We start from the raw sequence: 11,418 nt of genomic DNA on the forward strand, positions 1-11,418 counted from the left end.
CCGGCGGCCCGCGCACCACCGGCACCCGCTGGTGTTCATCCACACGGCCGCCGGACTCACCGTCGCCGTCGCGCTGGCCGTCACCGTGCGCAGCGGGGTGCTGGAGCGGCCGCTCGCGCTGGCCTTCGGCGTGTTCGTCGCGGTGGGGGAGCTGAGCCGCTGGAGCGGGGCCGGGGTGCGGGAGGCCGCGCCGCTCGGGGCCGCCGGGGCGCTGGCGTTCGCGCTGCTCGGCGAGAACGCCGGGCACCCCACCCAGCACGGGGCCGCGCAGGTCGTCGCGGTGGTCGCCGGGGCCTCGCTGCTCGGGTGCGTGCCGCACGTGGCGCGCGGCCGGGGGCCGGTCCTTGACCACCTGGCCCGGCGGGTGCTCACCGTGGCCTTCGCCGCGGTCTGCTTCCAGCCACTGCACGACGGGGGCGTCCTCGACCGCTTCGGCGGCCCCGCCCACGCGCTGCTGCTGTTCGCGCTGCTCGTCCTCGGTGTCCTGTGCGACGTCGTGCTCGCCGCCGGGCTCGCCCACGCCCGCACCGGCTGGCCGTACGGCCCGCTGCTGCGCGACGAGCTGCGGGCGGTGCCCGGGATCGGGTCGGCGGTGTGCGCCACCGGCGCGGTGATCGCGCTCGCGGTCGCCGTGGTCGGCCTGTGGGCGCTGCCGCTGTTCTCGCTGCCGCTGCTGCTCACCCAGCTGGCGCTGCGCCGGTACGCGGCCGTCCGCGCCACCTCCCGGCAGACCATCGCCTCCCTGGCCCGCGCCACCGAGATCGCCGGGTACACGCCGCCCGGGCACGCCCGCCGGGTGGCCGCGCTGGGCGTGGCCGTGGGACGCGACCTGGGGCTGTCCGGGCCGGAGCTCACCGTGCTGGAGTACGCGGCGCTGATGCACGACATCGGGCAGCTCAGCCTGGTCGACCCGGTGCCGGCCGGGGCCACCGCCCCGCTGCCCGCGCGCGAACAGCGCCGCATCGCCCTGCTCGGCGGGGCCGTCGTACGGCAGACCGGGGCGGGCGAACAGGTCGCCGCCGTGGTGGAACGGCAGGCCGACCCCTGCGCGGAGCAGCCGGTGGCCGCGCGGATCGTCCGCGTGGTGAACGCCTACGACGAGAAGGTGCACGGCGCCGGGCCGGGCGGACCGCTCACCGCCCTGGAGGAGCTGCGGCTGGCCGCGGCCGGGGAGTACGCGCCCGAGGTGGTCGAGGCGCTGGCCCGGGTGTTGGCGCGGGCCAGTCTGACCCTGGCCGCCGGTGGGTAACCCATGGGTAATGAGCGCCCTTCCAGCCGCACGTGGTTGGATGCGAAGGGAGAGGGTCTTCGAGAGGCTGTCAGGGGGCGCAGCCGGCCCACTCCACGGAACTGGCAGGCGGGAATCGTGAGGATCTTCGGCAAGGGACGGCACCGGCCCTCCGCCTCGTGGCGGCAGGCCACCGATCGCGCGTTCACGCTGATCGGCGACGGGCGGTACGAGGACGCGGGCGCGCTGCTGACCCGTGCCGCGGACCTGGAGCCCTGGCTGTCGGAGTCCTGGTTCAACCTCGCCCTGCTGCACAAGTTCCGCCACGACTGGGAGCAGGCCAGGACCGCCGGGCTGCGCGCGGTGGCGCTGCTGGACCGCGAGGCCGGGGCGCCCGACTGGTGGAACGTCGGCATCGCCGCCACCGCGCTGCAGGACTGGGCGCTGGCCCGCCGGGCCTGGCAGGCGTACGGGCTGCACGTGCCGGGCGGTGCGACCGCCTCCGGGGAGCCGGCCGGCATGGACCTGGGCAGCGCGGCCGTGCGGCTGTCGCCCGAGGGCGAGGCCGAGGTGGTGTGGGGGCGGCGGCTGGACCCGGCGCGGATCGAGGTGCTGTCCATCCCGTTGCCGTCGTCCGGGCGGCGCTGGGGCGAGGTCGTGCTGCACGACGGGGTCCCGCACGGTGAGCGGACCACGTCCAGCGGGCACTCCTACCCGGTCTTCGACGAGATAGAGCTGTGGGCGCCGTCGCCCGTGCCGACCTGGGTGGTGCTGCTGGAGGCGGCCACCGAGGCCGACCGGGACGCCCTGGAACAGCTGGCCGCGGACGCCGGGTTCGCCGCCGAGGACTGGTCGTCGTCGGTGCGGCTGCTGTGCCGGATGTGCTCGGAGTCCCGCATGCCGAGCGACGAGGGCGACGGGGTGCACCTGGACCCGCACGACCACAGCGAGCCGGGGCACCCCGGGCCGCTCGGGCACCGCACCGACGGGCAGCTGTGGGTGCCGGAGCGCGAGTGCGGGGTGGCCGCGCCGGCGTCGCTGGTGCGGGGCCTGCTCGACGGCTGGGTGGCGGACGCACCCGACTCCCGCGACTGGCGGGACCTGGAAGAGGTCTGCTGAGCGACGGCGGCCGCGCGATTAGGCTGTACTCCGCAATCGTTTTCCCCCGGACGATCTCCGACCCCCAGGAAGGCACACGTCGGTCATGGCGCAGCAGGACACCGATCAGCAGCACGCGGGCGTGCTCCCCGTGGACGACGAGGGATTCGTCATCGACACCGAGGACACGGAGGAGCGCGAGCTGGCGTGGCGCGAGGCCGGCACCTCACGGCCCATCACCGTCGTCGGCAATCCCGTGCTCCACAAGGAGTGCAAGGACGTCACCGAGTTCGACGACGAACTGAGGCAGCTGGTCGCGGACATGTTCGCCTCGCAGCGCACCGCCGAGGGCGTGGGCCTGGCCGCCAACCAGATCGGCGTCGACCTGAAGGTCTTCGTCTACGACTGCCCGGACGACGAGGGCGTGCGGCACGTCGGCGTGGTGTGCAACCCCAAGCTGGTCGAACTGCCCGCCGAGCGGCGCCGGCTGGACGACAGCAACGAGGGCTGCCTGTCGGTGCCGACGGCGTACGCGCCGCTGGCCCGCCCGGACTACGCCGAGCTGACCGGGCAGGACGAGCAGGGCAACCCGGTCAAGGTGCGCGGCACCGGCTACTTCGCCCGGTGTTTGCAGCACGAGACCGACCACCTGTACGGCTCGCTGTACATCGACCGACTCTCCAAGCGCGAGCGCAAGGACGCGCTGCGGCAGATGGCCGAGAACGAGCCGCGCTACCCCGTGGTCCCCAACGACTGACCCACACCTGCGCGTTCACGGCGCCCGGCCGGGATCCCTCCCGGCCGGGCGCTGCTGTTTTTCGGCAGGTTGGGGTAGTGAATGGAGCAAATCCGTTCCCAGAACGGTCAGTTGTAGTGCTGAATGGAAGTGCGGGGATACGCAACGGCGCACGCCCGGCACAGCGGGAGGGGCGTGCGTCACTGGCGGCTGAGAGGGGTTGTTCGTGCCAGCTTTCCCATACAGCACCACATACCGCGGTACCTCCACGGCGACGGCGGTCGCGGTTCCACCGTCGCTCTCCCTCCCGGTCATCGAGGCCGTGTTTCCCCGGCGACTGCACCCGTATTGGCCGCGGTTGCAGGACAAGACCCGTGCCTGGCTGCTGGAAAAACGGCTCATGCCGGCGGAGAAGGTCGCGGAATATGCCGACGGACTGTGCTACACCGACCTGATGGCGGGCTACTACCTGGGCGCCCCGGACGAGGTGCTGCAGGCCATCGCCGACTTCAGCGCCTGGTTCTTCGTCTGGGACGACCGGCACGACCGCGACATCGTGCACGGCCGTACGGGGGCCTGGCAGCGGCTGAGGTCCGGGCTGCACCGCGCCCTGGACGCGCCGGCGGACCACCTCCACCACGAGGACCCGCTGGTCGCCGGACTCGCCGACAGCGTGGGCCGGCTGTTCGCGTTCCTGCCGGGGACGTGGAACGCCCGGTTCACCCGCCACTTCCACGAGGTGATCGAGGCCTACGACCGGGAGTTCCGCAACCGGGTCGCCGCGCGGGTGCCCTCCGTGGAGGAGTACCTGGCACTGCGGCGGCTCACCTTCGCGCACTGGATCTGGACGGACCTGCTGGAGCTCGGTGCAGGCAGACAACTCCCGGACGGGGTGCGCAAGGACCCGGCCTTCCGCCGGGCCGCGCTGCTGAGCCAGGAATTCGCCGCCTGGTACAACGACCTCTGCTCACTCCCCAAGGAAATAGCGGGCGACGAGGTCCACAATCTCGGTATCTCCCTCATCACCCACGAGCACATGACACTCGAAGAGGCCGTCGACGAAATTCGCCGACGCGTCGAGGACTGCATAGCGGAATTCCTCCTCGTGGAACGGGACGTCCTACGGCTCGCCGAGTGCCTGGACGACGGGACGGTGTGCGGAAAGGAAATCGGCGAGGCCGTCCGGGTCTGCCTCGGCAATATGCGCAACTGGTTCAGTTCCGTCTACTGGTTCCACCACGAGTCCGGCCGCTACATGGTCGACAGCTGGGACGACCGGTCCACGCCCCCGTACGTCAACAACGAAGCGGCAGGAGAGAAATGACCGTCGACGCGGCGCAGCCCACGACGTCCGGGCCCTCCGAACTGCGCGAGCCCCCGCCGGCCGGTGGCGGCATTCCGCTCCTCGGCCACGGCTGGAAACTGGCCCGTGACCCCCTGGCCTTCTTCGAGCAGCTGCGCGACCACGGCGACGTCGTCAAGCTCCGGCTCGGCCCCAAGACGGTGTACGCCGTCACCACCCCGGAGCTCACCGGCGCCGTGGCCCTCAGTCCCGACTACATCATCGCCGGCCCCTTGTGGGAGTCCCTGGAGAGCCTGCTCGGCAAGGAGGGCGTGGCCACGGCCAACGGCCCCCTGCACCGGCGCCAGCGGCGCACCATCCAGCCCGCCTTCCGGCTCGACGCCGTCCCCGGCTACGGCCCGATCATGGAGGAGGAAGCGCACGCGCTCGTGGAGCGCTGGCGCGGCGCCGGCACCCTCGACGTCACCACCGAGTCCTTCCGGGCCGCCGTCCGCATCGCCGCCCGCTGCCTGATGCGCGGCAGCTACATGGACGACCGGGCCGAGCGCATCTGCGCCGACCTCGCCACCCTGTTCAGCGGTATGTACCAGCGCATGGTGGTGCCCCTCGGACCGCTGTACCGGGTACCGCTTCCGGCCAACCGGGAATTCAACCGGGCCTTGGCCGATTTGCATCTCCTGGTCGACGAGATCGTCGCCGACCGACGCGCATCCGGTCAAAAGCCGGACGATTTGCTGACGGCTTTGCTGGACGCGACGGACGACAATGGCGAGCCCATCGGGGAGCAGGAGATCCACGACCAGGTCATCGCGATAGTCACCCCGGGCTCCGAAACCGTCGGCTCGACGCTCATGTCGCTGCTCCAGGTGCTCACCCAGCATCCCGAACTCGCGGACCGCGTCCGGGACGAGGTGAAAGCCGTCGTGGGCGACCGGCCGGTCGCATTCGACGACGTGCGGAAGCTGACGTACACCGCGAATGTGGTCGTGGAGACAATGCGTCTGTATCCCGCCGTATGGATATTGACCCGGCGCGCGGTGACCGACACCGCGCTCGGCGGGTACCGCATTCCCGCGGGCGCCGACATCGTCTACAGCCCCTACGCGATCCAGCGCGATCCGCGCTCCTTCGCGCGGCACGAGGAGTTCGACCCCGACCGCTGGCTGCCCGGCGGGTCCGAGGAGGTGCCCAAGTACGCGATGAGCCCCTTCAGCGTCGGCAACCGCAAGTGCCCGAGCGACCACTTCTCGATGGCCGAGCTGACGCTGATCACCGCCGCGGTCGCGTCCGCCCTCACGTTCGAGGAGGCGCCCGGCTCGGACTCCCGGCCGCGCATCGGCATCACGCTGCGCCCCCGCCGGCTGCGGCTGAACCCCCGCCCGCGGTGAGCGGCGGGCGCCGTCAGGCGGCCTGGGGGCCGCGGAAGGCGCGGCGGTAGGCGTTCGGCGTCGTGCCCAGCGCCCGGTAGAACTGGTGCCGCAGGGCCGCCGCCGTGCCGAAGCCGGTGCGCCAGGCGATCGCGTCCACCGTCTCGTCCGTCGCCTCCAGCAGGTCCTGCGCCAGCAGCACGCGCTGGCGCAGGATCCACCGGTACGGGGTCGTGCCGGTCTCCTGCTGGAAGCGGCGGGCGAAGGTGCGCGGCGACATGTGGGCGCGCTCGGCGAGCTGCTCCACGGTGACCTCCTCGTGGAGGTTCTGCTCCATCCACACCAGGACCTCGCCGACCGTGTCGCAGGTGCTGCGGGGCAGCGGCCGTTCGACGTACTGGGCCTGGCCGCCGTCGCGGTGCGGCGGGACCACCATGCGCCGGGCGATCCGGTTGGCGACCTCGGGGCCCTGCTCCTTGCGCAGGATGTGCAGACAGGCGTCGATGCCGGCGGCGGTGCCGGCCGAGGTGATCACCGGGTCCTCGTCGACGTAGAGGACGTCCGGCTCGACGACCGCGCGCGGGTACTGCCGGGCCAGCAGGTCCGCGTGGCGCCAGTGCACGGCGCAGCGGCGCCCGTCCAGCAGGCCGGCCGCGCCCAGCACGAACACCCCGGAGCAGACGCTGAGCACCCGGGTGCCCCGCTCCGCGGCCCGGCGCAGGGCGTCGAGCAGCTCGGGCGGGTACTCCCGGGTGATGTTGCGGTCCGAGGCCGGCACCGCGATCAGGTCCGCCTCCTCGAGGCGGTCGAGGCCGTGGGGCGTCGACACGGTGAGGCCGGGGACATGGGTGCTCAGGTGCGGTCCCTCGGCGGACACGACCGCGAAGTCGTACACCGGCAGCCCCTCGTCGCTGCGGTCGAGGCCGAAGATCTCGGAGACCACGCCGAGTTCGAAGGGGTGCACACCGTCCAGCAGGACGCAGGCCACGTTGTTCAGCATGCTGCCAGTGTGCCTCGGATCTGGCAGTAATTCGAGGGTCCACGGCAGTCCTGCCACTGCCGGTAAGGAGTATCCGGAGCGACAGTGGTGTCATGACTACGGAACAGACAGAAGCCCTGATCGGAATGACCGTCGTCGTCGCGATCCTCGTCCTCCTGGCCCTCCCGTCCGCGCTCGGCGTCATCCGCGACCGGCGGATCGACCGGCAGATCCGGGAGGCCCAGGAGGCCCGGGAGGAACGGGGCAGCCGTACGGCCCGCGAGGATCAGAAGTCCTCGTCGAGGTCCACCGTGCCCTCCACCGCGACCTGGTACGCGGAGGGACGGCGCTCGAAGAAGTTGGTGAGTTCCTGAACCCCCTGCAACTCCATGAAGGAGAAGGGGTTCTCGGAGCCGTACACCGGCGCGAAGCCCAGACGCGTCAGCCGCTGGTCGGCGACGCACTCCAGGTACTGCCGCATGGAGTCGGTGTTCATGCCCGGGAGGCCGTCACCGCACAGGTCGCGCGCGAACTGCAGCTCGGCCTCGACGGCCTCCCGCAGCATGTCGGTGACCTCCTGGCGCAGTGCCTCGTCGAAGAGGTCCGGCTCCTCCTTGCGGACGGTGTCGACCACGTCGAACGCGAACGACATGTGCATGGTCTCGTCGCGGAACACCCAGTTGGTGCCCGTGGCGAGGCCGTGCAGCAGGCCCCGGCTGCGGAACCAGTAGACGTACGCGAAGGCGCCGTAGAAGAACAGGCCCTCGATGCAGGCGGCGAAGCAGATCAGGTTCAGCAGGAAGCGCCGGCGGTCCGCCCTGCTCTCCAGGCGGTCCATGTTCTCCACCGAGTCCATCCAGCGGAAGCAGAACGCGGCCTTCTCCCGGATGGACGGGATGTTCTCCACCGCCGCGAACGCCGCCGCCCGGTCCTCCGGGTCGGGCAGGTAGGTGTCCAGCAGGGTCAGGTAGAACTGGACGTGCACGGCCTCCTCGAAGAGCTGGCGGGACAAGTACAGCCGCGCCTCGGGGGAGTTGATGTGCTTGTACAGCGTCAGCACCAGGTTGTTCGCCACGATCGAGTCGCCGGTGGCGAAGAACGCCACCAGGCGCCCGATGAGGTGCTGCTCGGCCGGGGTGAGCTTCGCGAGATCGGCGACGTCGGAGTGGAGGTCGACCTCCTCCACGGTCCAGGTGTTCTTGATGGCGTCCCGGTAGCGCTCGTAGAAGTCGGGGTAGCGCATCGGGCGCAGGGTCAGCTCGAAGCCGGGGTCGAGCAGGTTCTGGGTACGGCTGGACATCACTGGCAGGCCTCGCAGGACTCGGGGTTCTCAAGGGAGCAGGCGACCGCTTCGGGGTCGGGGGCGACCTGCGCGGGGACGGCGGCGCGGGCCGCGCGGGCGATCCTCGTCGCGGGGCGCGAGCGCAGGTAGTACGTCGTCTTCAGGCCCGACTTCCAGGCGTAGGCGTACATCGAGGAGAGCTTGCCGATGGTCGGCGTCTCCAGGAACAGGTTCAGGGACTGGGCCTGGTCCAGGAACGGCGTGCGGGCCGCGGCCATGTCGATCAGGCCCCGCTGCGGGATCTCCCACGCCGTGCGGTACAGCCGCCGGAGCTCCTCCGGGATCCAGGCGAAGTCCTGCACCGAGCCGCTCGACTCGCGCAGCGCCTCCCGGGTGCGGGCGTCCCACACGCCGAGCGACTTCAGGTCGCGCACCAGGTAGGAGTTGACCTGGAGGAACTCACCGGACAGCGTCTCGCGCTTGAACAGGTTCGACACCTGCGGCTCGATGCACTCGTACACACCGGCGATCGAGGCGATGGTGGCGGTGGGCGCGATGGCGAGCAGGAGGCTGTTGCGCAGGCCCACTTCGGCGATCCGGGCCCGCAGCGCGGCCCAGCGCTCCGGCCAGGTGAGGTCCACCGCGTAGTGGTCGGGGTGCAGCACGCCCCGGGCGGTGCGGGTCTTCTCCCAGGCGGGCAGCGGCCCGTTGCGCTCGGCGAGGTCCGCGGACGCCTCGTAGGCGACGAGCATGATCCGTTCGGCGATCCGCGTGGACAGCGCCTTCGCCTCGGGCGAGTCGAACGGCAGCCGCAGCTTGAAGAAGACGTCCTGAAGCCCCATCGCGCCCAGGCCCACGGGCCGCCACTTGGCGTTGGAGCGGCCCGCCTGTTCGGTCGGGTAGAAGTTGATGTCGACGACGCGGTCCAGGAAGGTCACGGCGGTGCGGACCGTCTCGTCCAGCCGCTCCCAGTCGATGCCGTCGCCGCCTTCGCCGCCGTCGCCGTCGACGAACGCGCCCAGGTTGACCGAGCCGAGGTTGCACACGGCCGTCTCCCCGTCGTCGGTGACCTCGAGGATCTCCGTGCACAGGTTGGAGGAGTGGACCACGTGGCCGGGCAGCGCCGTCTGGTTGGCGGTGCGGTTGGCGGCGTCCTTGAAGGTCATCCAGCCGTTGCCGGTCTGCGCGAGCGTGCGCATCATCCGGCCGTACAGCTCACGGGCCGGCAGGGTCCTGCGGGCGAGCCCCGCCGCCTCCGCCGCGCGGTACGCCGCGTCGAACTCCTCGCCCCACAGGTCGACCAGCTCGGGCACGTCCGCCGGGGAGAACAGCGACCAGTCGGCGTCGGCGTTCACCCGGCGCATGAACTCGTCCGGCACCCAGTGCGCCAGGTTCAGGTTGTGCGTGCGGCGGGCGTCCTCACCGGTGTTGTCGCGCAGCTCCAGGAACTCCTCGATGTCCGAGTGCCAGGTCTCCAGGTACACCGCGGCCGCGCCCTTGCGCCGCCCGCCCTGGTTCACCGCGGCGACGCTCGCGTCCAGCGTCTTCAGGAACGGCACGATGCCGTTGGAGTGCCCGTTGGTGCCGCGGATCAGCGAACCCCGGGAGCGGATGCGGGAGTAGGACAGGCCGATGCCGCCGGCGTGCTTGGACAGCCGGGCGACCTGCTGGTACCGCTCGTAGATGGAGTCCAGCTCGTCCTGCGGGGAGTCGAGGAGGTAGCAGGACGACATCTGGGGGTGCCGGGTGCCGGAGTTGAACAGCGTGGGGGAGGAGGGCAGGTAGTCGAGGCGGCTCATCAGGCGGTACAGCGCGGCCACTTCGTCGACCGACCGGGCGGTGTCGTCCTCGGCGAGTCCGGCGGCCACCCGCAGCAGGAAGTGCTGGGGCGTCTCGATCACCCGCCGGGTCAGGGGGTGGCGCAGCAGGTAGCGGCTGTGCAGGGTGCGCAGTCCGAAGTAGCCGAAGCGGTCGTCGGCGGCCGGGTCGACCAGCGCGTCGAGCCGCTCGGCGTGCCCGCGCACGAACGCGGCCGTGCGGTCGGCGATCAGGCCCTCGCGGTGCCCGGTGGCGACCGAGCCGGTGAACGAGGTGACGCCCTGGGAGGCGGCCTCGGCGCGGACGGTGAGGGTCAGCAGCCGGGCGGCCAGCCGGGAGTAGTCGGGGTCCTCGGAGATGAGCCCGGCGGCGGCCTCCGTGGCCAGCTCCCGCAGCTCCGCCTCGTCCGCGCGGGCGGAGCGGCCGCGCAGCGCGGCGGCGGCGACCCGGCCGGGGTCGGCGTCGGGGAGGTCGGCGGTCAGCTCGGTCAGGGTGCGCAGCAGCGCGGCACCGGGACCGTCGTCCTCCGGCTGCGTCTGTGCTGGGGCCGGATCGGCTGGCGCGATGGTCACGTGGGGCTCTCCCTCGCTCGGCTGGGGCCTCACGGAGGGCAGGGGGCAGCGCACGCGCGCACACGGCGTCGCGTCCACCGGCCCATTCCACGAGGCCCGGACGTCGGCGCCCGGGCCGGGTCGGCCTGGGCGCGCTGTCGGCAGGTCCTCGGACTGACGCCCGTGCGGGTGCGCACGGGTACACCGTTGCGGGACAGTTCCGGATTCGCACCGGATTCCCCTGCGGCGACAGCGAGCACGAGCATACATCTTGTGCCCGCTCGGCACGCCACCCCCAGATGTTGTGTCGCGCGCGGGTCCGGGGCGCCCCTCAGGTCTTGTGGCGGAGCGTCAGCCCGTAGGTGAGCAGCGTGAGGTCGTCCAGGTGCGGGACGGGGTTCCAGTCGCGGTCGGGGGTGCGCTCGAAGCCGAGCCGCTCGTAGAGGCGGTGGGCGCTGTGCATGGAGCGCTGGCTGGACAGCACCAGCCGGACGCAGCCCGGGGTGGCGTGGGCGCGGTCCACGCAGGCCCGCACGAGCGCCTCGCCGACACCCCGGCCGCGGGCCTCGCGCACCACCGCGAGCGCCCGTATCTCCGCCTCGCCGGGACGCGCGATGTCGGCGGCCGGCCCGGGCCCCGCCACGAAGGCGACCCCGCCGAGCAGCCGGTCACCCCCGACCGCCACCAGAACCTCGGCGGCGGCGGCCCGGCGGGCGACGTCCTTCAGCACCGGCAGGTACTCGTCGTCCTCGCCGAAGTCGAGGAGGCCGTCGTCGAGGTAGGCGCGGGCGGTCAACTCACCGAGGGCGGCGTACTCCTCGGACCGGGCGACCCGGATCACGGTGTCCATGCGGCGAGTGTGCCGGACGGGCGGGGCGCGGGGCCCCCGTATTTCTCCGGCGACCCGACGACGGGCGCTGGACGGGGGCGGCGGCCGCGACGGACGGTGACCCGGCGGCTGCGACGGCGGGCCGCCGGACGTCCGGGCCGGTCACTGCGACGGGCCGCCGGGTTCCGGCGGCAACCGTGACGGCGGATGGCCCGTGTGACGCGACG

At 72.2% G+C, this 11,418-nt stretch carries 10 protein-coding genes and 1 riboswitch; of the genes, 6 read left to right on the top strand and 4 right to left on the bottom strand.

The features are described 5' to 3' along the window. Window positions 1-28: 28 nt before the first annotated feature. The 5 genes from E4U91_RS23055 to E4U91_RS23075 all read left to right on the top strand — a co-directional run bounded on the left by E4U91_RS23055 (window position 29) and on the right by E4U91_RS23075 (window position 5,753). Window positions 29-1,249: an HD-GYP domain-containing protein gene (locus E4U91_RS23055; RefSeq protein WP_137310966.1), complete on the top strand. Its 1,221-nt coding sequence runs from the start codon at window positions 29-31 to the stop codon at window positions 1,247-1,249. A gap of 117 nt (window positions 1,250-1,366) precedes the next feature. After that, window positions 1,367-2,347, top strand: coding sequence for a tetratricopeptide repeat protein (locus tag E4U91_RS23060; protein ID WP_137308598.1), 981 nt, complete (start codon window positions 1,367-1,369; stop codon window positions 2,345-2,347). 85 nt (window positions 2,348-2,432) lie between these two features. After that, complete coding sequence (gene def, locus E4U91_RS23065; protein ID WP_137308599.1) at window positions 2,433-3,083, top strand: peptide deformylase; 651 nt, start codon at window positions 2,433-2,435, stop codon at window positions 3,081-3,083. 205 nt (window positions 3,084-3,288) lie between these two features. Further along, on the top strand, window positions 3,289-4,386 hold the full coding sequence (cyc1, locus tag E4U91_RS23070) for an epi-isozizaene synthase (protein WP_137308600.1): 1,098 nt from the start codon (window positions 3,289-3,291) through the stop codon (window positions 4,384-4,386). After that, window positions 4,383-5,753 carry a bifunctional albaflavenone monooxygenase/terpene synthase gene (locus tag E4U91_RS23075; protein WP_137308601.1) on the top strand — a complete coding sequence of 457 codons (1,371 nt, stop codon included), beginning with the start codon at window positions 4,383-4,385 and terminating at the stop codon, window positions 5,751-5,753. Before cyc1 ends, E4U91_RS23075 begins: the two co-directional genes overlap by 4 nt. 13 nt (window positions 5,754-5,766) lie before the next feature. Here E4U91_RS23075 and E4U91_RS23080 read toward each other — a convergent pair whose 3' ends face one another. After that, window positions 5,767-6,732 (bottom strand): helix-turn-helix domain-containing protein, encoded by a 966-nt coding sequence (locus tag E4U91_RS23080; protein WP_137308602.1) that lies wholly within the window; start codon window positions 6,730-6,732, stop codon window positions 5,767-5,769. Between the two features lie 92 nt (window positions 6,733-6,824). Between E4U91_RS23080 and E4U91_RS23085 the strand changes: the two genes are divergently transcribed. Then, window positions 6,825-7,085 carry a hypothetical protein gene (locus E4U91_RS23085; protein ID WP_137308603.1) on the top strand — a complete coding sequence of 87 codons (261 nt, stop codon included), beginning with the start codon at window positions 6,825-6,827 and terminating at the stop codon, window positions 7,083-7,085. On the opposite strand, the gene E4U91_RS23090 is transcribed toward E4U91_RS23085, so the two are convergent. From E4U91_RS23090 to E4U91_RS23100, 3 genes are all read right to left on the bottom strand, one after another. After that, entirely contained in the window at window positions 6,998-8,011 is a 1,014-nt protein-coding gene (locus E4U91_RS23090; protein WP_067236876.1) for a ribonucleotide-diphosphate reductase subunit beta, read from the bottom strand. The two genes, E4U91_RS23085 and E4U91_RS23090, sit on opposite strands and share 88 nt — an antisense overlap. Then, the gene (locus E4U91_RS23095; protein WP_137308604.1) at window positions 8,011-10,383 is read right to left on the bottom strand and encodes a ribonucleoside-diphosphate reductase subunit alpha; all 2,373 of its coding nucleotides are present in this window, start codon (window positions 10,381-10,383) and stop codon (window positions 8,011-8,013) included. Before E4U91_RS23095 ends, E4U91_RS23090 begins: the two co-directional genes overlap by 1 nt. A gap of 122 nt (window positions 10,384-10,505) precedes the next feature. Next, window positions 10,506-10,628, bottom strand: a riboswitch (cobalamin riboswitch). A gap of 65 nt (window positions 10,629-10,693) precedes the next feature. Beyond that, the gene (locus E4U91_RS23100; protein ID WP_137308605.1) at window positions 10,694-11,212 is read right to left on the bottom strand and encodes a GNAT family N-acetyltransferase; all 519 of its coding nucleotides are present in this window, start codon (window positions 11,210-11,212) and stop codon (window positions 10,694-10,696) included. Between the last annotated feature and the right edge of the window lie 206 nt (window positions 11,213-11,418).

Origin of the sequence: Streptomyces lasalocidi, assembly GCF_005280215.1 — a bacterium.
GTDB classification, from domain to species: Bacteria; Actinomycetota; Actinomycetes; order Streptomycetales; family Streptomycetaceae; genus Streptomyces; species Streptomyces longwoodensis.

Bases quoted from the DNA above. Each gene is read 5' to 3' on its own strand.
- def (WP_137308599.1), top strand. From the start codon at position 2,433: ATGGCGCAGCAGGACACCGATCAGCAGCACGCGGGCGTGCTCCCCGTG.
- E4U91_RS23080 (WP_137308602.1), bottom strand. From the start codon at position 6,732: ATGCTGAACAACGTGGCCTGCGTCCTGCTGGACGGTGTGCACCCCTTC.
- E4U91_RS23090 (WP_067236876.1), bottom strand. From the start codon at position 8,011: ATGTCCAGCCGTACCCAGAACCTGCTCGACCCCGGCTTCGAGCTGACC.
- E4U91_RS23075 (WP_137308601.1), top strand. From the start codon at position 4,383: ATGACCGTCGACGCGGCGCAGCCCACGACGTCCGGGCCCTCCGAACTG.
- E4U91_RS23085 (WP_137308603.1), top strand. From the start codon at position 6,825: ATGACTACGGAACAGACAGAAGCCCTGATCGGAATGACCGTCGTCGTC.
- E4U91_RS23100 (WP_137308605.1), bottom strand. From the start codon at position 11,212: ATGGACACCGTGATCCGGGTCGCCCGGTCCGAGGAGTACGCCGCCCTC.